General features: G+C 55.2%; 28 protein-coding genes and 1 tRNA gene. 10 read left to right on the top strand and 19 right to left on the bottom strand.

Going from position 1 to position 25,258, the window contains the following annotated elements; translation table 11 throughout:
• Positions 1–19: 19 nt before the first annotated feature.
• A complete protein-coding gene (locus tag BLU05_RS06760; protein WP_091878770.1) occupies positions 20–1,204 on the bottom strand; it encodes an MFS transporter in 1,185 nt (394 codons plus the stop codon).
• A gap of 223 nt (positions 1,205–1,427) precedes the next feature.
• On the opposite strand from BLU05_RS06760, the gene BLU05_RS06755 reads away from it, so the two are divergent.
• Positions 1,428–2,063 carry a glutathione S-transferase gene (locus tag BLU05_RS06755; RefSeq protein WP_091878768.1) on the top strand — a complete coding sequence of 212 codons (636 nt, stop codon included), beginning with the start codon at positions 1,428–1,430 and terminating at the stop codon, positions 2,061–2,063.
• On the opposite strand, the gene BLU05_RS06750 is transcribed toward BLU05_RS06755, so the two are convergent.
• Both BLU05_RS06750 and BLU05_RS06745 read right to left on the bottom strand, forming a co-directional pair.
• Positions 2,044–2,946, bottom strand: coding sequence for a DMT family transporter (locus BLU05_RS06750; protein ID WP_091878767.1), 903 nt, complete (start codon positions 2,944–2,946; stop codon positions 2,044–2,046). The two genes, BLU05_RS06755 and BLU05_RS06750, sit on opposite strands and share 20 nt — an antisense overlap.
• 6 nt (positions 2,947–2,952) lie before the next feature.
• Positions 2,953–3,366, bottom strand: a complete 414-nt coding sequence (locus BLU05_RS06745; RefSeq protein WP_091878765.1) for a VOC family protein — start codon at positions 3,364–3,366, stop codon at positions 2,953–2,955.
• A 216-nt stretch (positions 3,367–3,582) separates the two neighbouring features.
• Between BLU05_RS06745 and BLU05_RS06740 the strand changes: the two genes are divergently transcribed.
• Complete coding sequence (locus BLU05_RS06740; RefSeq protein ID WP_091878764.1) at positions 3,583–3,744, top strand: Thivi_2564 family membrane protein; 162 nt, start codon at positions 3,583–3,585, stop codon at positions 3,742–3,744.
• Between the two features lie 35 nt (positions 3,745–3,779).
• Here the strand turns inward: BLU05_RS06740 and BLU05_RS06735 are convergent, their stop codons facing one another.
• The 4 genes from BLU05_RS06735 to BLU05_RS06720 form a co-directional block, all read right to left on the bottom strand.
• Positions 3,780–4,667, bottom strand: coding sequence for a LysR substrate-binding domain-containing protein (locus tag BLU05_RS06735; protein WP_091878762.1), 888 nt, complete (start codon positions 4,665–4,667; stop codon positions 3,780–3,782).
• A 368-nt stretch (positions 4,668–5,035) separates the two neighbouring features.
• Positions 5,036–5,224 carry a hypothetical protein gene (locus BLU05_RS06730; protein WP_091878761.1) on the bottom strand — a complete coding sequence of 63 codons (189 nt, stop codon included), beginning with the start codon at positions 5,222–5,224 and terminating at the stop codon, positions 5,036–5,038.
• 109 nt (positions 5,225–5,333) lie between these two features.
• Positions 5,334–5,735: a (R)-mandelonitrile lyase gene (locus BLU05_RS06725; RefSeq protein WP_091878759.1), complete on the bottom strand. Its 402-nt coding sequence runs from the start codon at positions 5,733–5,735 to the stop codon at positions 5,334–5,336.
• Positions 5,726–6,106 (bottom strand): ArsR/SmtB family transcription factor, encoded by a 381-nt coding sequence (locus BLU05_RS06720; RefSeq protein WP_091878758.1) that lies wholly within the window; start codon positions 6,104–6,106, stop codon positions 5,726–5,728. Before BLU05_RS06720 ends, BLU05_RS06725 begins: the two co-directional genes overlap by 10 nt.
• A 121-nt stretch (positions 6,107–6,227) precedes the next feature.
• On the opposite strand from BLU05_RS06720, the gene BLU05_RS06715 reads away from it, so the two are divergent.
• Positions 6,228–7,403: an MFS transporter gene (locus BLU05_RS06715; RefSeq protein WP_091878756.1), complete on the top strand. Its 1,176-nt coding sequence runs from the start codon at positions 6,228–6,230 to the stop codon at positions 7,401–7,403.
• A gap of 43 nt (positions 7,404–7,446) precedes the next feature.
• Here BLU05_RS06715 and BLU05_RS06710 read toward each other — a convergent pair whose 3' ends face one another.
• Positions 7,447–7,905, bottom strand: coding sequence for a YidB family protein (locus BLU05_RS06710; RefSeq protein WP_091878754.1), 459 nt, complete (start codon positions 7,903–7,905; stop codon positions 7,447–7,449).
• A 162-nt stretch (positions 7,906–8,067) separates the two neighbouring features.
• Here BLU05_RS06710 and BLU05_RS06705 point away from each other — a divergent pair, with 162 nt between their 5' ends.
• A complete protein-coding gene (locus BLU05_RS06705; RefSeq protein WP_091878753.1) occupies positions 8,068–8,322 on the top strand; it encodes a GlsB/YeaQ/YmgE family stress response membrane protein in 255 nt (84 codons plus the stop codon).
• 159 nt (positions 8,323–8,481) lie between these two features.
• Positions 8,482–8,949 carry a VOC family protein gene (locus BLU05_RS06700; RefSeq protein ID WP_091878751.1) on the top strand — a complete coding sequence of 156 codons (468 nt, stop codon included), beginning with the start codon at positions 8,482–8,484 and terminating at the stop codon, positions 8,947–8,949.
• 15 nt (positions 8,950–8,964) lie between these two features.
• Here BLU05_RS06700 and BLU05_RS06695 read toward each other — a convergent pair whose 3' ends face one another.
• From BLU05_RS06695 to BLU05_RS06680, 4 genes are all read right to left on the bottom strand, one after another.
• Positions 8,965–9,981: a DUF930 domain-containing protein gene (locus BLU05_RS06695; RefSeq protein WP_091878750.1), complete on the bottom strand. Its 1,017-nt coding sequence runs from the start codon at positions 9,979–9,981 to the stop codon at positions 8,965–8,967.
• An 86-nt stretch (positions 9,982–10,067) separates the two neighbouring features.
• Positions 10,068–10,568 carry an ankyrin repeat domain-containing protein gene (locus BLU05_RS06690; protein WP_091878748.1) on the bottom strand — a complete coding sequence of 167 codons (501 nt, stop codon included), beginning with the start codon at positions 10,566–10,568 and terminating at the stop codon, positions 10,068–10,070.
• Positions 10,569–10,746: 178 nt separating this feature from the next.
• Entirely contained in the window at positions 10,747–11,661 is a 915-nt protein-coding gene (locus BLU05_RS06685) for a hypothetical protein (protein WP_139210411.1), read from the bottom strand.
• 221 nt (positions 11,662–11,882) lie between these two features.
• A complete protein-coding gene (locus BLU05_RS06680; protein ID WP_091878745.1) occupies positions 11,883–12,908 on the bottom strand; it encodes a fatty acid desaturase in 1,026 nt (341 codons plus the stop codon).
• Between the two features lie 59 nt (positions 12,909–12,967).
• Between BLU05_RS06680 and BLU05_RS06675 the strand changes: the two genes are divergently transcribed.
• Positions 12,968–13,909 (top strand): membrane-anchored protein, encoded by a 942-nt coding sequence (locus BLU05_RS06675; RefSeq protein ID WP_244518222.1) that lies wholly within the window; start codon positions 12,968–12,970, stop codon positions 13,907–13,909.
• 321 nt (positions 13,910–14,230) lie between these two features.
• Complete coding sequence (locus BLU05_RS06670; protein ID WP_091878742.1) at positions 14,231–15,259, top strand: porin; 1,029 nt, start codon at positions 14,231–14,233, stop codon at positions 15,257–15,259.
• 146 nt (positions 15,260–15,405) lie between these two features.
• On the opposite strand, the gene BLU05_RS06665 is transcribed toward BLU05_RS06670, so the two are convergent.
• A tRNA-Arg gene (locus BLU05_RS06665) sits at positions 15,406–15,482 on the bottom strand.
• A 20-nt stretch (positions 15,483–15,502) separates the two neighbouring features.
• Here BLU05_RS06665 and BLU05_RS06660 point away from each other — a divergent pair.
• Positions 15,503–15,715, top strand: coding sequence for a hypothetical protein (locus tag BLU05_RS06660; RefSeq protein ID WP_091878741.1), 213 nt, complete (start codon positions 15,503–15,505; stop codon positions 15,713–15,715).
• A gap of 9 nt (positions 15,716–15,724) precedes the next feature.
• Here BLU05_RS06660 and BLU05_RS06655 read toward each other — a convergent pair whose 3' ends face one another.
• The 5 genes from BLU05_RS06655 to BLU05_RS06635 all read right to left on the bottom strand — a co-directional run bounded on the left by BLU05_RS06655 (position 15,725) and on the right by BLU05_RS06635 (position 22,164).
• A complete protein-coding gene (locus tag BLU05_RS06655) occupies positions 15,725–15,910 on the bottom strand; it encodes a hypothetical protein (protein WP_091878739.1) in 186 nt (61 codons plus the stop codon).
• A gap of 41 nt (positions 15,911–15,951) precedes the next feature.
• A complete protein-coding gene (locus BLU05_RS06650; RefSeq protein WP_139210409.1) occupies positions 15,952–16,197 on the bottom strand; it encodes a hypothetical protein in 246 nt (81 codons plus the stop codon).
• Between the two features lie 286 nt (positions 16,198–16,483).
• Positions 16,484–18,871 carry a bifunctional diguanylate cyclase/phosphodiesterase gene (locus tag BLU05_RS06645; RefSeq protein ID WP_091878736.1) on the bottom strand — a complete coding sequence of 796 codons (2,388 nt, stop codon included), beginning with the start codon at positions 18,869–18,871 and terminating at the stop codon, positions 16,484–16,486.
• A gap of 289 nt (positions 18,872–19,160) precedes the next feature.
• A complete protein-coding gene (locus tag BLU05_RS06640; protein ID WP_091878734.1) occupies positions 19,161–20,672 on the bottom strand; it encodes an L-piperidine-6-carboxylate dehydrogenase in 1,512 nt (503 codons plus the stop codon).
• Positions 20,673–20,760: 88 nt separating this feature from the next.
• Complete coding sequence (locus BLU05_RS06635; protein ID WP_091878733.1) at positions 20,761–22,164, bottom strand: 2-oxoadipate dioxygenase/decarboxylase HglS; 1,404 nt, start codon at positions 22,162–22,164, stop codon at positions 20,761–20,763.
• A 124-nt stretch (positions 22,165–22,288) separates the two neighbouring features.
• Here BLU05_RS06635 and BLU05_RS06630 point away from each other — a divergent pair, with 124 nt between their 5' ends.
• Both BLU05_RS06630 and BLU05_RS06625 read left to right on the top strand, forming a co-directional pair.
• Entirely contained in the window at positions 22,289–23,194 is a 906-nt protein-coding gene (locus BLU05_RS06630; protein WP_091878731.1) for a LysR family transcriptional regulator, read from the top strand.
• Positions 23,195–23,330: 136 nt separating this feature from the next.
• On the top strand, positions 23,331–24,614 hold the full coding sequence (locus BLU05_RS06625; protein ID WP_091880120.1) for an NAD(P)/FAD-dependent oxidoreductase: 1,284 nt from the start codon (positions 23,331–23,333) through the stop codon (positions 24,612–24,614).
• A 30-nt stretch (positions 24,615–24,644) separates the two neighbouring features.
• On the opposite strand, the gene BLU05_RS06620 is transcribed toward BLU05_RS06625, so the two are convergent.
• A complete protein-coding gene (locus BLU05_RS06620) occupies positions 24,645–24,878 on the bottom strand; it encodes a type II toxin-antitoxin system HicB family antitoxin (RefSeq protein ID WP_091878729.1) in 234 nt (77 codons plus the stop codon).
• Positions 24,879–25,258: the final 380 nt, after the last annotated feature.

Genomic DNA, 25,258 nt, shown 5'->3' with positions numbered 1-25,258 from the left:
GGCGTAATCAGCGTCTTTGTTAGCAGGCGGCAAGAGCCGTTGTAGCCGCCCGCCGGTCAAGTGCCTGGCTCCAGATCGTCAGCCCGAGAGCACCGAGGACCAGAATTGCACCGACCCATGGTGTAGCGCCAAGTCCAAGTGGCGAAGCCACGATAAGACCGCCAAGAAATGCACCACCGGCGATGCCGAGGTTGAAGGCGGCGATGTTGAGAGCAGATGCCACATCGACGGTCTCAGGCGTGTGGATCTTGGCAAGCTGCACCACATAGAGCTGTAGGCCGGGGACATTGGAGAAAGACAAACCGCCAAGCGCAGCAAGTGTAACAAGTGACCAGATCGGCGACACAGCCGTGAAGGTGAAGATTGCCAGCACGAGAGCCTGCAGGGCGAACATTACAATCAGCGCGCCAACCGGGTTGCCGTCGGCAACGCGTCCGCCAACCATATTACCCACGGCAATCGACAGGCCATAGAGCACGAGGATGAGGCTGACTGTTGAACCGGCATAGCCTGTGATTTCCTGCAATACCGGTGCAAGGAACGTGAACATCACGAATGTACCGCCATAACCAAGAGCCGTCATGGCAAAGGCAAGAAGCAGGCGGCCACTGCCGAGTACACGCACCTGATCAATCAGGCGGGCAGGAGCGGCCTTGGCGATCTTCGAAGGCAGAAGCATGGCAATGGCGAGGAATGCAATGACGCCGAGGGCAGCGACAGCCCAGAATGTTGCACGCCAGCCGAGCTGCTGACCGATAAATGTGCCGAGCGGAACGCCGGTGACGATGGCAACGGTCAAGCCGAGGAACATCATGGCGATAGCCGATGCACGCTTGTTGGGTGCAACCAGATCAGCGGCAATCGTCGCGCCGACGGAGAAGAATACGCCGTGGGCAAAAGCGCTCAGGACACGGGCAACCAGCAGAAGCTCATAGGTTGGCGAGAGAGCCGCAGCCGTATTGCCGACGATGAAAAGGGCCATGAGACCAAGCAGAAGCGGCTTGCGTTCAATCTTGCCCGTGAGGGCGGTCAAAACAGGTGCGCCGAAAGTGACGCCAAGCGCATAAACACTGACGATAAGTCCGGCGAGCGGCAGGGTGATGCCGAGATCACCGGCAACGGTGGGCAGGAGGCCGACGATCACGAACTCTGTCGTGCCGATGGCATAGGCGCTGATTGTCAACGCCAGAAGTGCGAGAGGCATTGTCTTATCCTTTGAAATGGCAGGTCAGATTTCAGTCCGGCCCGTAAATGGAATGATAACGGATAGCGATCCGGTTGCGCTGAATATGGTCGAAGTGCATTCCATTGATAATCCGGTGATATTGCGTGATACCCGTGAATTGAATTCATAAATCAAACAATTGGCGGCTAAGACTTGTTATCGCGTGCCGTTTCAGGAAAACTCGTAGCAATCGAGGCACTCCATGACGCGTGATCTGCCAATCCTATATTCCTTTCGCCGCTGCCCCTATGCCATGCGGGCAAGGCTGGCTGTCCACGCCTCGCATCAGACCTGCGAGTTGCGGGAAATCATGCTGAGGGACAAGGCACCAGAGTTTCTGGCCGTCTCACCCTCGGGAACCGTGCCTATGCTGCTGTTACCGGATGGCACGGTCATCGATGAAAGCCTCGACATCATGCGCTGGACCCTAAGCCAGCACGATCCCGAACATTGGCTTGGGGTGGATGATGGAGGCTGGATTGCCCGCAATGATGGTCCATTCAAGCGCAGCCTTGACCGCTACAAATATCCATCGCGTTTTGAAAAGGTGGAGCCGCTTGCCGAACGGGCGAAGGCTTTGGCCATTCTGGATGATTATGAAGAGCGCCTCGCCTGGTCGCGTTATCTTTTCGGTGCATCACCATCCCTTGCCGATATGGCAATCCTGCCATTCGTCAGGCAATTTGCCAGTGTGGATACGGATTGGTGGTATGCGCTTGCCCGGCCAAATGTGAAACGCTGGCTGGGTGAGTTTGTATCATCGGGCCGGTTTGAAGCCGTCATGCTCAAATATCCGAAATGGCAGGCGGGTGATGCGCCTACGCTGTTCGGTCAGTAGCCGCAGGTAAGGTCTGCGGCACGCGCGGAACACTCCTGTTTTTCAGGTTCAGAAGATTGCCTGAAAGGATCAGCGCTGCCCCGAGCGCGGTATAGATGTCGATACGCTCCGCATAGATGAGCCAGCCGAGCACCGCCGTGAGAGGTACACGCAGGAAGTCCATGGGGATCACGATGGTGGCATCCGCATAGAGCAGGGCTTTTGCCATGCAGAAATGCGAAAAGGTGCCTGTGAAGGCAATGATAACAATCCACGGCCATGCATGCACAGTCGGCCATTGCCAGACATGCAGCGCTGGCAGCAATCCGATACCGGACTGGATGACCAGCATCCAGAAGATGATTTTCACCACGCTTTCCGTGCGGGTCAACGATTTGACCATGGTGAAGGAGATGCCGAACGTGAAGGCCGCTCCAAGCACGATCAGCTGGCCAACTTCAATCGTCCCAACGCCGGGTCGCACGATAATGATGACACCGACAATGCCAAGCAGGATTGTCAGCGTTCGCAAAAGGTTCATCCGCTCGCCAAGAAAGGCGACAGCCATGACCGCTGTCCACGCAGGCGTCGTAAATTCAATGGCGATTACCTGCGCCAGCGGGATGAGGGATAGGGCCTGCAGCCACGCGAACTGACCGGCATAATGCGCGGCATTGCGTCCAAGATGCTCCCAGATGCGGCCTGTCTTCATCGCCCGCACGCCGCCGGAGGAGCGGATCAGCGGGTAGAGCATGGCCAGCCCGATCAGCGAGCGCATTTCCATGATCTGGAAGACGTTGAGTTCTTTTGATGCTTCCCGGCCCGAAATTGCCATCAGGAGAATGGCAGTCAACGACCCGGTCATCCAGAACGCAGCCTTCAGGTTCGACGGCTTGAATTCCATGATGGATTATTTGGCGTAGACGCTGGCGAAATCGGCAAAGCCTTTGACTTCGATGGGATTGCCTGACGGATCGCGAAAGAACATTGTCCATTGCTCGCCGGGTTCGCCCTTGAAGCGCACCAGCGGTGGCATGACGAAATCAACCTTCGCCCCTTTCAACCGTTCCGCAAGGACATTCCAGTCTTCCAGTGGCAGGATCACGCCGAGGTGCGGCATGGGCACCATATGGTCGCCAACCTTGCCCGTATTGGTTGTTTCGAACGGCTTGCCCAAATGCAGCGAAATCTGGTGGCCGAAGAAGTCGAAATCGACCCAGCTATCCGTGCTCCGTCCCTCCTCGCAGCCAAGAATGCCGCCGTAGAAGCCGCGTGCTTCATCGAGATCATGGACGTGATAGGCAAGATGAAACAGCGAGCGCATGGGAAGAATCCTGAGAAGCGGGAGTGATGACAACGCTATCAGCAAGTTTACGGGCAATGCAACGCATGACAGTTCGAAATGCTGCGAAACATTGTCCTCCCGGGAGCAACCAGCAATCTTGCCGGGGTCTAATTACCTGCTTTCATGGAACAAAATAGCCAGCAAAGAGTTTTGTCAGGCTACGATTGTTCAGATCCCGAAAACAGGAAGTTTGTGATGTCCATACTTATCAGCCTTTTGATCACCGTTCTGGTGATTTTTCTTGTGCTCTATCTCGTCCAGATGCTGCCGCTTGATGGCCGCGCCAAGCAGATCGTTCAGGTGATCGTTGTGGTGATTGGTATTATCTCGTTGCTGCGTTATCTCGCAATCTTCTAAGGATCACTATGGCGGGGCTTTTGAGCCCCGTCTTTTCACATTTTTATCTCGTCTATGTGGCTGAGCACCCAGTCGCGGAACGCGCGGATTTTTGGAACGTTGCGCCGCGCCTCCGGGTACACCAGCCAATAAGCATGCTTGCCTGACCCCACAACATCGAACGGTTGGATAAGCTGTCCTTGTTGTAGCTCCGATTGGAAGAAGACCGGCGTCAATATGCCGACGCCTTGTCCTGCCAGCACAGCCCGTCCCTCCAGATGCTGATCACCCAGCCGGTTGCGTACATCGCCGCGCAGCTCCGGCTTTTCGATGCCGACGAGCTTGAACCAGATGGTCCACCATGGATCACCGGGGTCAAGCACCGGCAGTTTGAGAATATCCTGCGGTGTTTTGATGCCGCCTATGGAGGCCGCCAGCGCAGGCGACAGCATTGGCGTGAAATTCGCATAGAAGAGCTTGTGGCAGACCAAGCCGGGCCATTTTGTCTCGCCGCTGCGAATGCCCACATCAGCCTCCTGACGGGCAAAATCCAGCATATCCCGGGTGGATTTCAATCGTACAGCGAGTGAAGGGTGCTCCATCTGAAACGAACCCAGGCGTGGAACCAGCCATGTGGCGGCGAAGGTCGGTATTGTTGTGATCGTCAACACCCCATCAGCGCTTTCCCGTGTTGTCGCAAAAGCGGCGCGCAGGATTTCGAAAGCCTCGGTCGTTGAAGGGGCCAGCCGTGCACCCACCTCAGTCAGCACCACCTGTCGCGGCAACCGCAGAAACAATGCCGTGCCAACGCGCTCTTCCAGAAGCTTTATCTGATAGCTGACGGCGGCCTGTGTCATGCCGAGTTCTTCCGCCGCCTTGGTAAAATTGCCATGACGGGCAGCGGCTTCAAAAACCCGGATGGCGGCAAGGGGTGGAAGATTCATGATGGCGATCCATAAGGTGTACTTATGGAAGATACTCGCGGTTTTGTTGGAAAACAAGCGCGATCAGGCGCATCTATTCTCCACCCAAGACGCGGATGCGCGTAGAAACCGGAGTTGAGGTTATGAACCCATCGCCATCACACTGCACACATATAGAAAATACCAGCTCCCGTTGGGGCTGGCTTGTGAACATTGGACGATTGCTGGCCCGGCCAACAGTGCCTCCAACCCTCAATGCGACGGATTTTTCCAGTCACATGCTGCGTGACATGGGCATGCTGGATGGTCGACCTCTACGCGGCGAGGCTCCTGCATCCCATGATGATCTACAGAAAGATATCTTCAAAGGGTCTGTCTGAGCGTGCCCGTCAGGAATCAAAATCCACTTCAAGCTGCTTCTCGAGGGCCACGAGGTCCTCGGGAAGCGGCATTCCCATGGCTTTCAGTTCGTTGAGGTGCTCGCGCAAGCTTTCATGAATTTCATGAGCGTCCGCTGGCCGCTGCACCATCTCTTCAAGCAAGAGTGCGATCTGTGCCTTGATGTCTTCGAACGCCATGGTTTTTCCTCTCAATTCATCTGCAATGCCTGCTTCCACACCCAGGGGCATGCTAGCAGATTAGGCCATCAACGCATATCATTTCGATGACATTTGAGCGTTTGCGGCGCTACTTTGCGCCGGAATATTGGCTATCGGAAACCTTTTCCATCCATTCGACGGCATTGCCATCCAGTGCTTCCTGCATGGCAATATGTGACATGGAATTTGCCGGGCCTGCGCCATGCCAATGTTTTTCTCCCGGTGGAATCCAGACCACGTCTCCGGCTTTGATTTCACGGATTTTTTCACCCCAGACCTGCGCCAGCCCGGAACCCGAAACCACATAAAGGGTCTGGCCAAGTGGATGGGTGTGCCATGCCGTGCGGGCAGCGGGTGCAAAATGCACGACGACGGAGATCAACCGCGCTGGCGCTGGGGCCTGAATGATCGGGTCCTGCCACACCGTTCCGGTGAACCAGTCTTCCGGCGCACGGCGTGAGGGTATGGAGCCGCAAGTCTTTACGTCCATTCGGTTTCTCCTGCTGGGTCGGCCGCATTGGCCGCGATGGGGTTCTCGCGCAATGGAATGGTGTTGGCCGAGGCGATGATTGAATCGAGAAAACCCGGAAACCGCCCCTCCAGATCGACACGGCGCAAGGTCAGCAGCCGCTTTGTCCCGTCAGGCCGCACATTGATCACTCCCGCTTCCCGCAGCTTGGCCACATGATAGCTCAGAGCGGTTTTGGAACCGAGTTCAAGAAATTGGCCGCATGTCATGGCGCGTTCACCGTTACGCGCAAGAATAGCGATGATGTTCAGACGTGTCTCATCGCCAAGTGCTGTGAGGATGGCTGGAAGCGAAATCTCTTCGGCGTCCGGATGAAAAAGCGGATGGGTCATGGCTTCTACCTAGCAACATCAGGCGAAAAGTTCAATGTTCAATAATCGTTGAACTTTGTTCTTGACTTCACATCCCGGTGAGTTCAATAGTTCAAGGATCATTGAACAAAGGATTACTCCCATGGACATTCGCCTCGTCGGTCTGGCGTTGGGTACATTCGCCATTGGCATTGAAGGTTTCGTCGTCGCCAGTCTCCTGCCGCAGATTGCCGGTGATACCGGTGTCACGCTTGTGCAGGCCGGTTATCTCGTCGTCATGTTCGCTTTGGCCTATGCGCTGGGCGCGCCTGTACTGGCGGCCCTCACTGGTTCGGCTGACCGTCGTGTCATTCTGGCGGGGAGTGCGACGACATTCGTTATCGGCGCGATTCTTGCCGCGCTTGCTCCATCCTATGCCTTTCTGACCGCCGCCCGGTTGATTATCGGCATGTCTGCTGGTCTTTACGCCGCCACGGCACAGGCAACAGCGGTTGCCATTTCTGAATCGCACCACCGGGCGCGGGCGATATCGGTCATCGTCGGTGGTACCACGCTGGCCGTGGCCTTTGGCGCTCCGCTTGGCGCGTTGATTGCGTCTTTTGCCGGATGGCGCGGCACGTATGTGTTTGTGGCATTAATTGGCGCTGCTGCGACGACTTTCGTGTGGTTCCTCCTTCCAAGCGGGCTGCGCGCCGACAAGCTGACGCTGAAACAGCGGCTCGGCATTATCGGGCATCCCGGTCTTTTGCCCGCACTCGTAACCATGCTCCTCTATATGGCCGGTGGTTTTATTGTGTTCACCTACATTGCGGCTATCGCGGTGCAGGGCACGGGTCTTTCCCGCGAAATGGTCCCTCTGGTCTTGCTGGCTTTCGGTCTCGGCGCTGCCCTTGGCAATTTCGTTGGCGGGCAATTATCCGATCGCTTCGGGCCGACGCGCACGGTCATCGCGGCTTCGTTTCTGAATGCTGCCTCATTGATGGCAATCAGCTGGATCATGCAATGGCCTGATGAAATCGCTGGTCCTGCGCTCATTGCGGTTATGGTTCTTTGGGGTGTCGCCGCCTGGATGTTCCCACCGGCACAGGCCAGCAGGGTTCTCGCCATCGCACCGGAAAGCGCGCCGTTGGCGCTTTCGTTAAACGGTTCGGCACTTTATCTCGGGATAGCGTCAGGTTCGCTGGTCGGCGGATTGATCATCGCCAATATCGGCCTTGAATATCTGGGCTGGATCGGTGGAACATTGCCGCTGCTTGGCCTTGTGGTGATGCGGCTTGCCAGTGTCGGTGCGCGCAAGACGGAACTCTCCGTCGCGTGAGAAAAACCGCTGGCCGAAGGGATCACTTCGGCCAGCGCTATTGTCAGGAAGACGTTTTCAAAAGCGAAGCGATCTGCTGAGTGGTCGGGACCTGACCATTCGGGGTCAGTTTGTCGACGACGCCGGGCAGGACTTTGGAGAGCTGCGCCAGTAGTTCATCTTCACTCATTCCCGTCTGCTGGGCGATCTCACTGATTGCCTTTTTGCCGAGAGCCACGCCAAGCTCATTGGGCGCGATGGGTTTGTTTTCACCGGGCTTCACCCAGGAATCGGCTGTCTCGCCGTGACCCGCATTGGTCAGACTTTCCAAAAGGCCACCGAGGCCGCCCAGAAGGCCGCCGCCAGCAGCGTTGCCGTTGTCGGCTGTCTGCGGATTTGCCGGAGTTGGAGCGGGCTGGCTCGAACCGCCACTGAACATTTTCCCAACGAGAACGGCTCCAAGCGCTATCAAGAGCGGCTTTGAAATGTTTCCGCCCGGTACCGCATTATCGAAAATTCCCATCTCGATCTCCTTCAATGTTGCTCGGTTTTCACTCAAATTCTGTATTGTGTCCCCCTAAAGGAGTTTATTCATTCAGGGGCAAAGCACAACATAGCTTGATTTTATCCAATCTATGCGAAAACATGACGACATTATGCCAATGGATAGGGAAGGAATGCGTGCATGTCTGTTATCGGTTGGATTGTACTTGGACTTGTTGCGGGGTTTATTGGCAGCAAGATCGTCAACAAGAGCGGTCAGGGTTTTATCCTTGATATCGTTCTTGGCATTGTCGGCGCTGTCGCCGGCGGTTTTATTTTCAGCTTGTTTGGTGCAACCGGTGTCACCGGCTTCAACATTTACAGCCTGATTGTCGCGGTTATCGGTTCCATCGTCGTGCTCTGGCTCTATCACGCGATTACCAACAGATCTGCTTAAGCCAAGCCTGTATCACCCTGTGGATTAAAATAGCGCGGCACCCGTCGTGTCGCGCTATGGTCTTTAGCAACAGCTATGATTCACGAAACCTGCGACTCACCCGGCATAAAGCGCATATCAGCGCCCAAAGGCGCGCTGTGACGAAGGAGGATATGTTTCATGACAACCAGCCAGAAAATCAGAACCTTCCTGTGGTTTGACAAGCAGGCCGAGGAAGCCGCCAATTTCTACGTATCGCTGTTCAAGGATTCGAAGATTGTTGACATTCTTCGGCCTGCCGGGTCCGAGCGCGCGCTCACGGTTGTCTTTCAACTCGGCGGGCAGGAAATCGTCGCCCTCAACGGCGGACCACAATATAAATTCACCGAAGCCATTTCCCTCACCATCGATTGCGCCTCTCAGGAAGAAGTCGATTATTTTTGGGAGAAACTGTCCGCAGGCGGGGAGGAACGCGCATGTGGCTGGCTCAAGGACAAGTATGGCCTGTTTTGGCAGGTTGTGCCTTCAAGGATGATCGAACTGCTACAGGATAAGGACCCCGGCAGAGCCCAGCGCGCCATGAATGCCATGATGCAAATGGTAAAGATTGATATTGCCACGATTGAAAAAGCGGCGGATGGCGAGTGATGCGATAATGCCGTGCTAGCGTCGAGTGTCCAATTTGCGGGCTTTCCACTCACTGACAGGAATGAGACCGCCAATTCTGAAGGTGAATGATACCACACGGCTGATACGCGCATCGACCGAACATCTATAATCCATATTGTACCAGTTTGAGCCGAGGCGAAAAGCAGCGCCGGTGCCATCAAACGATGTCGCCGAGATGATGCCTCCAGAGGGGCCGTTTGGAAGCAGTGCGTCTCTCGACGCCGTGCTGGGGCTTGAACGCAATCGTGACAACGCCTCCGAGGTACAGAGACTGGCAAGCCGCTCTTCCGGTGAAAGCCTGGCAACAATCTGCCCCATCCTTGGATCAAGGCTCGGCAGAAACTGTTGATTGAGATCGGCAAATGGATCGGAACTTTTCATGGCTCTTGATCCATTGGGCTTGAATGCCGGACCGGCTTTTTTGGGCTGAGGTTCGGACTTTTGTTGCGGTGTCGGAGCGTCCTTGAGAGACGCAGTCGGGGTGGGGGATGGTTGTGCCGTCTGTCCCGCTGTTTCACTGGGTGTGGGGGTTGATTGCATTTCCGCCACATCGGGCACCGCTGGTTGTGCCTCGACCGGAGTGGCGCCAGGTCCAGCGTCTGCTTTTGCTTGTTCAGTGGCAGAGTCCTGCGGTGTCGAAGCCGCGTCTTGCGTCTCACCCTCGCCGGAAGGGGGCTTTTTGTCTTCAGTGGATTCTTTTTCGGATCGCGGCAGAAGTTTGAGGAGATGGTCCGAAGACGCCGCAGGCGCAGGCGCAGGAGCGGGGGCCGGCGCAGGCTGCGGCTTGGGTGCTTCTACCTTCTCTTCTTTCTTTTCCGGTTCAGGCTTTGGCTCCGGTTCGGGTTTTGGCGGGGGAACAATCTCAACCTTGACGCTCTCCTGTTCCGGCGGTGTCGGTTTCCATTCCGGTAGTTGAAACAACAACAACGCCGCCACCAAAAGATGCAGGACCACAGACGTCAAAACGCCTGCTCCAAGTTCGGCCCGCAGCTTCTTGGTAAATTGCAGCATTGCTTAGACGATTATCGACCACATGCCCGAAACCTAGGAGCTTGAACGGCTCGCAACAAGTGGCAAAGTCGGATGAATGTTCAACCTTACTTCAACAGTTTGGTAATCGCCGGTTTGTCCGCCGCCAATTCCAGCGCGGTCTTGCCGCTCTCGGTCTTGGCCGTCTTGTCGGCACCATGTTTGAGAAGTGCTTTGATAACCGCAGGATCATCGCCGTAACTGGCAGCCATATGCAGCGGCGTCATCTTGTCATAGTCACCCTTGGCATTGACATCAGCGCCCTTGGAGACGAGCAGATCAATCACATTGGCCGGACCATAATAGGCCGCAGTATGCAGCGGCGCCCATCCCTCCTGAGACTTCAGATTCACGTCAGCGCCGCAGGCCAGCATTTTGGCAACCAGATCAGCTTTCTTGTCCCGGATCGCAATGGCAAAATGCGGATCACCGCCAGAATCCCGTCCATTCGGGTCGAGCTTTTTGCATTCAGCCGCTGTCGGAGCCGCGCTTGCAGCTGTCGCTGGAACCAGACCGCCTGTGGTCAGCGCCAAGCCAAACAAGACTACGCTTGAAATCAATCTCGACATGCTATCGTCCTCACCAATTTGATTGCTTCTGCCGCCCGTTACACAGTCGGATCTATGCCAGCCTTCTACAGGGCTTCTCGTCGGCTGAGCAAGGGAGGACAAGCGGATTTCACAGGGGCGACAACGCGATAAAAATCCCGCAATTTGCACTGCGGGATTTTTTTAAAACGGCAAAGACTTAGCGATTGCGGCGAATGCCCACCGCACCGCCGATTGCCGCGGCAATTGCACCGATCAGCATGGCGATAAAGGCTGCAAAGCTGCCACCAGCGGCAAGTTTCGCAGATTTGTCGGCAGCCTGCTTGGCTTGAACTTTCAGTTCTTCAACCTTTGCGTTGGCTTTGGCCTTTACGTCATCGATCTTGGCAACAGCCGCGTCGTAACGCTTGTTGGCTTCATCAGGCGAAATGCCGAGTTGTGCCGCAATAATACCGGTAACGCGCTGTTTGGTTTCCGCAGTCGTCTCTTCACCCAATGCATGACTTGTCAGAGCCGAGACGATTTCCTTGCGCGCCTGTTCCGGCGTCAGGGATGTCGTACCGGATGGGTCGCGGTTGAGAACGCCGTCAACGAGGCGGTCAACTTCAGCGCCTGCCTGTTCCTTGGTGATACCGCTGGCCTGCGCCGCTTGCGGGATCATGTCCTTGGCTGTCGAGGCAGCGCCGGCTACGGCCTGACCTGCCGTCGAGCCGACCGAGGAAGCGACGCTACCGAGAACCCCAAAAGCACCACCAACGGCTGTGCCGAGCAAATAAAGGCCGATAACCAGACCAGCGGCCCAGACAACCAGGCCGTGCAAGACACCACTCCAGCGCGCGTACTGACCGGAAAAATACGCAGCGACATAGCCGCCGATCGCCAATGCGATGATCATTACAATGGCGCTCCAGATGCCGCTGCCGATGCCAAGCCCTTGCGCCGAAGCGCCATCACCCGTTGCACTGACTGTGCTCAGTCCGATGCCAAGCCCAAGGGCTGCAAACAGGACCTGCACCGCAATTGTCAGAAGTGTGCCGCCGAAAATACCGCCCCAGGCCAGCCGCTGCCCGTCCACTGCGATTGTATCCACTGTGCCTCGTTCATACGAAACCATGGTACGTCTCCATTCATTTTGTTCTTCAGATAAAATTGCCCGCAGGACGTCGCTGTCCGGCGAGATCACGGCGAAAACACGTCGGAACAAAGTTGGTTCCGGATCGGCAGCCGGATATATTTTATATTGATCAGGGAACAGAAAGGGCGTGGAGGCGTACGCCTGCGCAAAGCGCGCAGGCGGCAAAAAGGTCCGGATAATATTTTGTGAAATTGCTTGCGCTATGCCAGCGCGCGGGCTTCACGGAACGAGATCAGACGGCGCCGCCCCTCATCCCACAGAACCAGCTTCACGCAGCGCAGGCTTTGCATGATGGTGATGCGCCCGACATCGCCAAGCTCCGGATAATCGCGCAGAACTTCCGGCAGCCGGTAATAGGGAACGCGGCTGGAAAGATGATGCACGTGATGAATGCCAATATTCCCGGTGAGCCAGCGCAATACCAGCGGCAGGTCGTAGTGAGACGAGCCATGCAGCGCTGCTTCCTGGAATTTCCAGTCGGCACCCTGCGACCAATGGGTTTCTTCGAACTGGTGCTGGACATAAAACAACCAGATCCCGGCTGCACCAGCCAGAACAACAATCGGCAGATGGATCATCAGGAAGGGAATGACGCCGACAAACCAGATAAGGATTGCCGCCAGAAGCGCGATGGCAAAATTGGTTGCCATGGTTGAAACCCAGGGCTGGACACCGGAGCGCATCATGCCGAATGGCAAGCGCTGCTTGAAAATAAACAGCCAGGCGGGACCCACGCCGAACATGATAGCCGGATGCCGGTATAGCCGATAACCAAGCCGGCCCCAGCGTGACAGAGCACGATACTCGGTGACAGTCAGGGTGGTGATATCGCCGACCCCACGTTCATCGAGATTTCCCGCCGAAGCATGGTGCAACGCATGGGCGCGGCGCCAATAATCATAGGGTGTCAGGGTCAAAACACCGATTACCCGGCCGGTCCAGTCGTCGGAATGCCGGTGGGCAAAGAACGAACCATGCCCGCAATCATGTTGAATCATGAACAGGCGAAGCAGGAAACCAGCTGCCGGAATGATCAACAGCAGCCCCCACCAGAAACCATAATGCACGGCCGCCCAGCACAAAGCCCAGAATATTGCGAAAGGAATAACCGTCACAGCCAGTTCAAATGCGCTGCGACCGCGATTTGGTTTGCGGTAATTCAAAAGGATTTTCGGCCAGGCGCGTTCGCCGGAACCAGCGTCAGAATTCAAGGAGGAGTTTTTCATCGGCCATTATAGGCTTGCGCCACAGGTCCGCACAAGGGACGGCACCGTTCTTTTGTCGTGTGGATCGGATTTATGTGCAGCTCAGAAGAAATGACGCTGCGCGCCGGCGGATGCCGATACGCATTCGCCCATTTCGCAGCGATTTTGCGTGGTTTGCACGGGAACCTCCCACGCCGAAGAGGCGTTGTGACACCAGTGCAACTGAGGTGAACAGCCACATGCAAAGGTTCGTTTTAGAGAAACGTTTCAACACAAAGAGATTTCTACGCAAGTTGCACTACCATCTTCTATGCCCGAAGGTTCCGGTTCATCCCGAGCCTTTCAAAGGGCCGGTGCTGGTGGTGGGGTCCGCCCCCGGATCGCATCTGCCTGAAGGGTTTGATGACCGCTTTCGCGTTATTACAGTCAATGGCTCCCAGAGTGTTACAAAGCGATGGGGCATTCCGGTGCCCGATGTAACTTTCATGCAATTTCGCCAGGTCTACGGCATGAACGAAAATGCAAGGGAAGTGCGGCGGGTGCTGAATGGGGAGCGGACCAGACTGCTATATGTCATGCGCTGGCCGGAAAGCCGGCGGCGGTTAACCGTTGGCCTTAATGCTTTCAACTACAGTTATGACCGGTTGCAGACGATTAGCCGGTATGAGCGAATGGCGCTTTTTAAGAAGGCGACGGGTGTCCTTAACAGTGAAGATGATCTCGATACAAAGTTTTCAAACGGTGTCACCGCAGTGCTCTATGCGCTGACAAACGGTGCGACATGCGTTGTTATTTCAGGAATTGATCCTGCCTCGACAGGCCATGTCTACAATGCGCTTGAGCTTACCCGTCATCACAGCCAGTCAGATCGCGACATCCTTTTATTGTTGAGCGCGCGGGGGCATGAAATCTACACCGCCGATCCGGATGTGGCTGTGGCAACAGGACTTCCGCTTTGGACAGAAAAAACGCTCGCCGCGCATTTGGCTTCAAAGGCTGCAACAGCAATTCAAATCCCGTAACCCCGCCTGATGACCGGGAGCCCGAACTGAATTCCGATGATGGAATGACGAATAATTGGTCATTTGGCTTGACTAAAGACGAACCAGCACCGCATTGCCCGTCCGATTCTCATCCCTTCCCCGCGATGGCGGAGAGTGATGCGCAAGCAATTTGCGTCCTTGCATGAGCTGGAGCATGTCAATTCTGTGACATATTGGCAACGCAGGGTTGTGAAAGATCGATAAGATCGGAAATGACGGACAAAATTGGGTGCATTCCTTGCAGAACTAAGTCAGCTTACACGTGTAAAAGTATTACTATTCCAATTGAGGGGGAAGTTCATGAATATAAAGTCGCTCTTGCTGGGTTCCACTGCTGCGCTTATCGCAGTCGGTGGCGCGCGTGCCGCAGATGCTGTTGTTGTCGCCGAACCGGAGGCTGTTGAATATGTTCGCGTCTGCGATGCGTATGGCACAGGCTTCTTTTACATTCCGGGAACTGAAACCTGCCTGAAGGTCAGCGGCTATGTGCGCTATGACGCCAAGGGCGGCGATGATGCGTATAATGGTGGCGAGCGCGGTACATGGTACAAGCAGTCGCGCGCCGAATTGCGCTTTGATGCCCGTTCAGAAACTGAACTGGGTACATTGCGCTCATACGCAGAAGTGCGATTCAACTACACGGATGGTTCAAACAGCACCACCGAACTCAATCAGGGCACCATCGAACTTGGTGGCTTCCGTGTTGGCGCCGCCGACTCGCAGTTCACTTCCTATCTGGGTTATCTGGGCGACATCATCTCCGATGACGTGATTGCTCCCGGTGCTTATGTCACAAATCAGATCAGCTACACGTTTGCCGGAAGCAATGGCTTCTCTGCAACGATCGGTGCCGAACAGGGTGACAAGGGTTATCTGATCGACGATTACATGCCACACGTTGTGGCTGGTGCGAAATATGCACAGGGCTGGGGCTCGATCGGCGCAGTGGTCGGTTACGACTCGGTCGCTGAAGAGTGGGCAGGCAAGGTTCGCCTGGATGTTAAATTCACGGACACTTTCTCCGCTTGGGTGCAGGGCGGCTACAAGTCAAATGGCGATGAGCTCAACAACAACTATTTCGGTCGTTGGAACGGTGATTACGCGGTTTGGGGTGGTGTTGCTCTCAAAGTATCGGAAAAGGCAACTGTCAATGCACAGGCCTCCTATGAAGATGCTGGTACATTTGCTGCAGCTTTGAACGTTGGCTATCAGTTGACACCCGGCTTCAAGATTGTGCCGGAAATCAACTACACCTCGTTTGATGGCGGCCGTGGCAACGGCAATGACGATGCCTTCCAGGGTATCATTCGCTTCCAGCGCAACTTCTAATCGGCTGTTGATGGAATTTGGCGGTGCATGACATGTGCACCGTCAAATAGCGAAACAATATGATCTCCAGTCATTGAATCGCAGAAAGCGGCGGACCCAAAGTCCGTCGTTTTTTTGTTTTGGCAGGATTCATATTGTGAAGAGAATGGCGCACCCGACAGGATTCGAACCTGTGACCTCTGCCTTCGGAGGGCAGCGCTCTATCCAGCTGAGCTACGGGTGCATGGGGCTGCGATAGCTCGCATGCGCGAAGCGGTTCTAGCTGATGCGGGGCAAGGCTTCAATGGTCAATTTTGCCAAACAGCAAGATGCTCGATTGATATCGTTGAAGTCGCGTGGTTCGCTTGCGCTGTAAATCCGGCAAGACGCAGGCGCCGTCATTTTGGCAGAAACACAAATGATGCCGATCAGCATTATCCGCTGACCAGCATCATTTCAAAACTATTCCAGATTTAGTCGCTGCTATTACATCTTCTTTGCATGATGACGATGATGCTTCGCATGATGGCGATGATGCTTCATGTGATGCCGCATGTGATGATGCTTCTTCATCGGTGCTGCCGATGCAGTCGTGCTGCTGGTGGCAAGAACCGGTGCGGAGAATGCAAGGGCAAGTGCGAGACCAAGTGCTGTATAGAGTGACTTTTTCATAATAGCGTTTCCTCTCAGATGGGGCTGTTGTGATACAACCGTCAATTATTGACCGGTTGCACACCGAGTGCTTTCAATGCCTTGGCAAAAGTCCTGACACCCTGCGCCTGCCTGTTGCTTGCACAAAATCGGATCGCCTTTTTCTGCAGTGATTTCGCCTTGGCCGCCCGGGGAGCCTCGGCATGCTCGATGATTGCCTGATGAACTTGTGTCTGGAATTTCGCGCAAAGTTCCTTGCGCGACAGTGGCCGCTCTTCAGCCGATACTCCATAGAGGCCAGTAGACATTATCGCCCCGGCGAGAAGTATCGTTTGTAAGGTAGAAATATTTATCACGGCCACCTGCAAGAAAGAGAAATGTATTCTGAAGATTTGCGAGAATACAAAACCATTTTACTTGCTCTTTATCGGCGAGCATTGTTTCAACGATATTTCTGGGATGTGGCGTTTTGTTTCTGTAATATTTCTGAAATAAGGCGCTTGGCGTAACTATCTGAATGAAATGAATAAACCTGTATTTCCGCGCAGTAAAGGTTATGGATGCGGCCTGGCAAAGGAGCCGCATCCATTTGTGTCAAAGCGCAACGAGCTTCTTGGCTGTCGCCTGGACGTCGTCGCTGGTGAGGTGACGAAAATCTTCCATTGGGCTTGGCATACCCAGATAGAAACCTTGTCCCGCGCTGCATGATTCGCCCATCAAAAATTCCAGCTCATCTGGCGTTTCAATGCCTTCTGCAAGGACAGGCATGCCGAGACCCCGGCCAAGACCGAGCACGGCCTTGACGATGGCGGCGGCCTGCTCGTTTTTGTCCACGGATTTGATGAAGGAGCGGTCGATCTTGATCATGTCGAAAGGGAAGGCGCGGATATTCGACAGCGAAGAATAGCCGGTACCGAAATCATCCATGGCGATGCGCACGCCCAATGCTTTTAACTGCCGCAGCGTGGTCAGGGCGCGATTTGTATCCTTGATGAGGGCAGTCTCGGTGATTTCAAGTTCGAGGCGATGCGGCTGCAAACCCGTATGCAGCAAGGCGTGGTGTACGCGCTGCGGGAAATCGTGGCTGTAAAGCTGCACGGCAGAAACATTGACCGCCACGGATAATGGCTTTTCCCAACTTGCCGCTTCCCGGCATGCTTCACGCAAGGCCCATTCGCCGAGCTGCAGGATCACGCCGCTTTCTTCTGCGATTGGAATAAAGATCGTCGGCGAAATATTGCCCTGGCGCGGGTTGTGCCAGCGCATCAGTGCTTCAAAGCCGGTGACGGCACCCGTATCCATTCGCATTTGCGGTTGATAGACCAGCCGGAGTTCATTGCGCGGCAGAGCGTTGCGCAGGTCATGTTCGATCATGCGGCGTTCTCTCGCCTCCGCTCCCATTTTGGCTTCAAAGAAGCGATAGGTATTCCGGCCCTCTGCCTTGGCCTGATAAAGAGCAGTGTCAGCCTGATTGAGCAATGTCTCGCGGTCTCCCGCATCGACAGGAAAGATCGCAATGCCGATACTGGTTGAAATCAGGAAACCAATGGGTGAGTTCAGGTTTTCGGACTGGAGTGCTTCCAGAATCTTGTCGGCTAACCGGCTTGCGGCTGTCGGTGTGACGAGGCCCGGCACGATAACGGCAAATTCGTCGCCACCCAGCCGCGCCAGCATTTCATCCTTGCCGAGCAGCTTGGTGATGGCACTTGAAACGCGCTGCAGGATATTGTCGCCGGCTGCATGACCAAAGAGATCATTGACCTCCTTGAACCGATCGAGATCGAGGCAGAACAGGGCCAGATAGGTTTCATCGCCGCCCATTGAAGCGGCAATCAGCTGATCCAGACGAGCGTTGAAATTACGGCGGTTGGGCAGGCCGGTCAGCGCATCGTGGTGCGCCAGATAGTTGATATGGGCTTCAGCCTCCTTGCGTGAACGCAAATCGCGAACTGCGACAGCCCTGTGCCATTTGCCATTGAAATCGATGGTATGAGCTATCAGTTCGACCGGAATGGTTCCGCCATTCTCTGTCATAAGATCAGCTTCGATCAATTCGTTCTGATCGCTCAGAAGTTTTGAACGCAATCGGGTGTCGGGCAGAAAGGCCGCGATGGAACTGCCCGCGAGCCTGGAATCATCAGTGTCAGTCAGGGCACAAAAGCTCTCATTGGCAGTCACAATGATCTCACCGTCGCAGATGACCAGTCCTTCAACCGCTGCATTGACCAGTTTGTGCATGCGCCGCAATTCAAGTCTGTATCGCCGATTGCGAACGTCGATGGTCAGGGCGATGGAACTGCCAACAAGAATCAGTGTGCTTACCAATGCCACCGTTACGGCCACAAAATTGGCAGGAATGGCATTCTCGGGAACGAAGATCGAAGAATCCGGCGTGATGGACACAGCACTCATGGCGATGAAATGGTGACCGCAGATTGCAAGGGTCAGCAACCCGGCAGCCGCATGGCGGGTCTTGTCTTCGGCTTGCGACAGCGCAAGCCGGATAGCAAAAGCACCAAGGACAATGCCAACGCCAAAAGCTGCAGCAACGAATATCGGGTCCCAGGCGATCCTGCCTTCCACTTCGAAGGCGGACATGCCGGTGAAATGCATGGCCGCAATGCCCGCGCCGATAATGGCTCCACCGGCAAGGTCAGCATTTTTCCATTTGGCTGTTAGCGCAATGAACGAACCAAAGCCGGTCACAAGAATAGCGATGAACAATGACAGGACAGTCAACAAACCATCATAGCCGTTAGGCAGGCCCGGCGAAAAAGCCATCATGGCAATAAAATGCGTGGCCCAGATGCCGAAACCACAGGAGGCGGCAGAAACGCAAAGCCAGACTGTGCGTTGGGCTGAGTAACGCGCATGCCTGAGAAGGTCCACCGCCGTCAGGCAAGAAAAGATACAGATAGCTGCAGCAAGAAAAACAAGTCTGACATCATGCTCATTGACGATACAATTGTATACTGTCAGCATATTTTTGTTCCCTGTCCCGTATTCTTTTCTTCAACGACACTGTGTTTCTTTGTCTTAAACCAGACTTAAGAAGTATTTTATTCGTGAGTTTGAAGTGATTTGGAACGGTGATGATGAGAACGAAGTAAACAAAAATGAAACAATTCACAGAGGGCTTTAAGAAAACTGAATAGATAGGAACTCAGCGAAGTATAAAATTGTAATTATCTTTGAGTTGGCGCTACATCCAGGGCAATAAAAAGCCCCCGGTTCGCAGAGACCGAGGGCTTCAATTGAAGTGGTCAGGGTATCAATCGATGTCGAAGGATACACCCTGCGCCAAAGGCAGCGCCTTGGAATAATTCACCGTGTTGGTTGCACGGCGCATATAGGCTTTCCACGCATCCGAGCCGGATTCACGCCCGCCGCCGGTTTCCTTTTCGCCGCCAAATGCGCCGCCGATTTCAGCGCCTGATGTGCCAATATTGACGTTGGCAATGCCGCAGTCCGAGCCGTCGGCGCTGAGGAAGCGTTCTGCTTCCTGCAGGTCGAGGGTGAAGATGGAGGAGGACAGCCCCGCACCAACAGCGTTGTGATCGGCAATCGCCTTGTCGAAATCATTGTACTTCATCACGTAAAGGATGGGCGCAAAGGTCTCTTCCGTCACAGGACCGGCCTGCTCGGGCATTTCAACGAGAGCAGGGCGCACGTAATAGGCATTCGGGTGTGCAGTATCGATCCGCGCACCGCCGGTCAGCTTGCCGCCATGGGCAACAGCTTCCTTCACGGATTTCTGCATATTGTCGAAGGCTGCCTTGTCGATCAATGGGCCGACGAGAGCCGATGTCTCGATCGGGCTACCGACGGAAACGCTTTCATAGGCCTTCTTCAGGCGTGGAACGAGCGTGTCGTAAACGCTTTCATGCACGAAGAGACGGCGCAGAGTGGTGCAACGCTGACCCGCGGTTCCCATGGCACCGAAAGCAATGGCGCGCAGGGCCATGTCGAGATCAGCAGACGGGCAGACGATGCCGGCATTGTTGCCGCCAAGTTCAAGGATTGAACGCGCAAAACGTTTTGCAAGGCGCGGACCAACTTCACGGCCCATACGGGTCGAACCGGTTGCCGAAACGAGCGCGACTTTTGGATGATCCACCAGAGCTTCGCCGATTGTCCGGTCGCCCATCAATGTCTTGGTCAGACCAGCAGGCACATCGCCAAAGCGGGCAACGGCGCGGTCAAAGATTGCCTGACAGGCAAGGGCCGTCAGTGGGGTCTTCTCCGATGGCTTCCAGACAACAGCATCGCCGCAAACAAGGGCGAGGGTCGTGTTCCAAGCCCAGACGGCGACGGGGAAGTTGAAGGCGGAAATGACGCCGACGACGCCGAGGGGATGCCAGGTTTCCATCATGCGGTGCCCGGGGCGCTCGGTTGCAATCGTCAGGCCGTAAAGCTGACGGGAAAGGCCGACTGCGAAATCGCAGATATCGATCATTTCCTGCACTTCGCCGAGGCCTTCGGACGGAATTTTACCGGCTTCAATCGAGACGAGGCGTCCAAGTTCCGTCTTCAGGGCGCGCAATTCTTCACCAAACAGGCGAACAAGTTCACCGCGCTTTGGTGCAGGAACAAGGCGCCATTCGCGGAATGCAGCGTCAGCCTGTTCAATCGCTTTTGCGGTGTCAGCAGCTGAATGAACAGCGATATCGGCGATCTTTTCGCCAGTAACCGGGCTGTAGGAAGCCATCTGGCCGCCAGTATAGGCAGCCTCTGCTACGCCAAGCTTTCCGAGGAGCGTTTTTACGTCTTGAGCAATCGTCATTTTGACTTCCCTTTACATATCTTTTGTCTGACCGTGCGGCGAGAGCCGGACTTTTGCCGGAGAGGCCGCCATAAGGTCAAATGAGCGTTCAACTTGCAAGTGCTGCGGGGCGCAGTGCTTGCAGGCATTGTTCGATGGAGCTTTGTTCAAGCCCGGCATAATGGGCAAACTCGTCAAGAACGGCTGTGCCGAGATCATTTTCAAATTCGCGCTGGCTGGGGCTGGCGACAAATTTCTGACTGGCTTCATCACCAAGGTTCGACTGGAAAATACCTGCCGCGCTGACGGGGAGAAAATCCTCGTAGACGATGGGATCAAACCGCACGGCTCCAAGCGCGATCAACGCTTGGATATCCGATGCGCCGCGTGAGGGCACGCGACCGGTAAAACTCTCGACCACGGAATAGCGGAAATAGCCGAGACCCTCGCGTCGAATATCAGCCCAATTATCAGGGAATGCTTTGAACGTGTCGGACAGGGCGGCGATATAGGCTTTTGCATTGGACCCGTCGGCAGCCGGCCGAATGATCTTGCGGGTATCATTCAACAGCTTGTCATAGAGCGCCCGGCCTTTGGGTGTCAACGCAACGCCGCGTTGCTCGATCTCGCCAAAGCGTGCAGTGTGCGAGCCGGTTTCCCACGTACCATCCGTGTTTTGGAAAGATACATTTTCTTCCAGCGCCTTGAAGGATGTCTGGCGCAGAAGGATAGGGCAGGCGCGGGTGGGCGGACCTTCAATAACAGCCTTGGGCGAAATGCCATGCTCGGGCATCATCTCCTGTACCGCATCAATATCAAGTGTGCGCGGTGTCAGATGGTTGATGTGCGGTCCTTTGAACGAAACCACGTCGGCAATCAGCCGGTGGGCATCATGCAGGCGCTGGTAAAGCGCACCACTAACGTTTGCCCGGTCATGCCAGCGGAATGTCTCAAGAATTTCACCCACGAAGGTTTCGGCATCCTCGGCATCAAGGCCGCCTTGTGCTTCGGCTTTTTCGACAAGAGCAATTGCCTTGTCAGTGAAAATCTGGCGAGCGGCAAGGACAGCGCGCGCCTTTTTGCGCAAACCCGCATCGCCAATCAGGTTGAGGCGCAGCAGAGATGTGAAAACCCGGAACGGATTGATCTTCAGCGCAGCATCGCCCACGGGACGAAAAGCGGTGGAATGAACGGGAACACCAGCTTCGCTCAAATCATAATAGCCAACGGGATACATGCCCATAACGGCAAAGACCCGGCGCAGCATGGAGAGTTCTTCCGGAGTGCCGACGCGGATCGCGCCATGGCGTTCTTCCGAAATACGGTCGAGCGTATCGGTTTCCTGCAACTGATCTTTCAGGTCAGGTGATGCTGCGAGCGTTTTGCTGTTCACCTCGGCAACCAGCGACATCAGCGTGCCATAGGCTGGAACCTCGGTCCGGTACATGGATGACATGGCGGCCGAAAAGGACGCCCTGATCACGTCAGTTGACGTAAACGTGCCTGATTTCATCGTGTCTCATTCCGTGTTGTTGCTGCGACGGCGAAAACTATCGCTGTCATGCTCAATCTGGATTATAGAGGGGTGATATCGCCAAAGATTGCGATGATTTGAACTGGGTTGATGCGAGATAAGAATGAAGTTGAGCCGCCGCCTGATCCCGGACATTGATATCCTGCAAACCTTCGAGTGCGCCGCCCGCCATGGCAGCTTCACGCAGGCCGCCAAGGAGCTGAACCTGACCCAGAGCGCGGTCAGCCGCCAGATGAGCGAGCTTGAAAGCCAGATCGGCGTACTGCTCTTTGAGCGCATCAGGCAAAGGGTGGTTCTCTCCGATGCCGGGCAAAAATTCTTGCCCGAGGTGCGCCGGCTCCTTGGGCTCACCGAAGAAACGATGCTGCGCGCAATGGCGGCGTCACAGTCAGCGTCATCGTTGAGCATTGCGACCTTGCCGACGTTCGGCAGTCGCTGGCTCATGCCACGCCTGCCGGATTTCCTGCGGCTCTATCCTGATATGGCGCTGAGCGTGGCTTCGCGTTCGCAGCCCTTTGATTTTGAAGAAGAACCGTTTGATCTGGCGATCCATTATGGCCAACCGGTTTGGGCCCATGCCACATGCACTTATCTTTGCAGTGAAATGATCGTCCCTGTCGGCAGCCCGGAGCTGTTGGCGGCCAATCCGGTGGCCACACCGGCACAGCTTGCGAACGCGGCGCCACTCCTGCATCTGTCGACACGGCCAAAAGCCTGGGCGGACTGGTTTGAATCGGTACAGGCGGACGTGGTCAGCCCCTATAAGGGGCATCGTTTTGAACATTTCTCCATGGTGATTGAAGCTGCGCTGGCGGGATTGGGATTTGCGCTCGTGCCGCGTTATCTGATTGAGCATGAGTTGGCATCCGGCCGTTTGCAGGTGTTGTTTGATCAGCCGTTGATGACGGAGAACAGCTATTATCTTGTGGTGCCGGACCACAAGAAAGAGAATCCCATGGCGCAAAGCTTCTTTGCCTGGATCGCCGATCAGGTCAGCGAACGGCAATAAACCAAGATCATTCATTTCTCGCATCACCTGTTCGAGGAATTTCACTTCCGTTGCCAAAAACGCGGCTTATAAGCAGAATTGACTTCGAGTCTTTGCAAGATTGCCGGTAATTCCGGACCGACCTGACGGTGACCCCATGCTGAATGATGAACGCTCCCACGGCCTCTGGGAAAAGACGGCGCCGCCAGCCCCTGCGATGGAAAAGTTGCGCGGGGATATATCCGTTGATGTCGCTGTCATCGGGGCCGGTTTCACCGGTCTGTCTGCGGCGTTGCATCTGGCAGAAACCGGCACGAAAGTTGCCGTTCTTGATGCTGTCGAAATCGGCTTTGGCGGGTCGGGTCGCAATGTCGGTCTGGTCAATGCCGGCATGTGGGTGATGCCCAATGATTTGCCTGAGGTGCTGGGGCAGGTACATGGCGAACGCCTGCTGGAATTGCTCGGCAATGCGCCGCAATCGGTGTTCAATCTTGTCGATAAACACAAGATCGCCTGTGAGCTTGAACGCAACGGTACATTGCACTGCGCGGTGGGCAAAGGCGGCGTGAAGCAGCTGGAACAGCGGGCGGAGCAATGGCAGGCACGCGGCGCAGCTGTGCGCTTGCTCGGTGCTGAAGAAACGGCGCAAAAAGTTGGCTCGACGGCTTATGCCGCCTCATTGCTCGACAATCGCGCCGGTACGATTCAGCCGCTCGCCTATGTGCGCGGCCTTGCGACTGCGGCCATTGCTGCAGGCGTTGCTATTTATACGGGAACACCTGTGTCATCCACGACACGTTCCGGCGACCGCTGGATCGTCAACACACCAACCGGCAAGGTTTCTGCTGAATGGGTTGTCGTGGCGACCAACGCCTATACGACATCACCCTGGCCGGAACTACGAGCCGAAATCCTGCATCTGCCCTATTTCAATTTTGCCACGACACCGCTTCCCGAAGAGGTGCGCAACACTGTTCTCTCTGAAAGGCAGGGCGGCTGGGATACCAAGGATATATTAAGCTCTTTCCGTATGGACCAGCGCGGCCGCCTTGTGTTCGGCAGCGTCGGTGCGCTGCGCGGCACGGGGATGGCCGTTCACAAGGCATGGGCCGCACGCTCCATCCGCAAGCTGTTTCCGCAAATCAAGGATGTCACCTTTGAAGCGGGCTGGTATGGCCAAATCGGCATGACCAATGACAACCTGCCGCGTTTCCACACGCTTGCGCCGAAGATCATCAGTTTCAGTGGTTATAATGGCCGGGGCATTGCTCCGGGAACAGTGTTTGGCCGGGTATTGGCCGAACATATTGTTGGAAAGCTATCTGATGCGGATTTGCCCTTGCCGGTCACTAAGCCACGGGAAGAAGGTCTGCGTACTCTGCGCGAAGGCTATTACGAGGTCGGTGCGCAGCTGGCGCATTTTGTCGGAAACCGGGTTTGACCGGCGGAAGCTGTCAGGGACTATTATGCCCTAGCAAACTTTTGCGTCCCTAGCGAACTTTTGTGACGGCAGAGGAATTGTCAGGCCATGATCGCTCGCAGCCTCAAGCCATGCCGCGATGGCATCGTGGGCATTATGAACTGCTTCCTCCGGCGTGTTTCCATCGCTCATGCAACCGGGAAGATCGGGAACATACGCAACGAATCCGCCTCCATCGTCTGGTGACAGCGGAGAAACAACGACTGGGTAGTCATAATAGGTCATGTTGCATCTCTGACGGCTTCAATGAACTCAATGAGCTTTCGTATATATACAGGCTTGATGGGTCTATTAAAAGGCACAGTCAAAATCGTATGTTGCGACGAGTGAGAGATTTTATAATGGGAACTCCCGGATCGCGGTTTTTCGCATTGCAGTTCGAATTCCTTGCAGATCGCCGCAATGTCCTCGATGCGCCAATCAGCTTTCGGGTTTTGGCGCATTCGTTCAAGACGTTTGTTCATACTCTCATGTCAGTCACTATGACCAGAGACTATGTATCAACATTCGATTTCTAAAGAAATTAGCAATTAGGAGTAGGAATGAAGCCTGTCCTGATGATGGGGTCGCTGCATTTGCTTGCCATTCCATCATTCCCGACATAT

Origin of the sequence: Phyllobacterium sp. OV277 (assembly GCF_900104355.1) — a bacterium.
Lineage (GTDB): Bacteria > Pseudomonadota > Alphaproteobacteria > Rhizobiales > Rhizobiaceae > Phyllobacterium.
The sequence above is the reverse complement of the archived record's forward strand: the minus strand, read 5'-3'. Positions and strand labels throughout refer to the sequence as shown.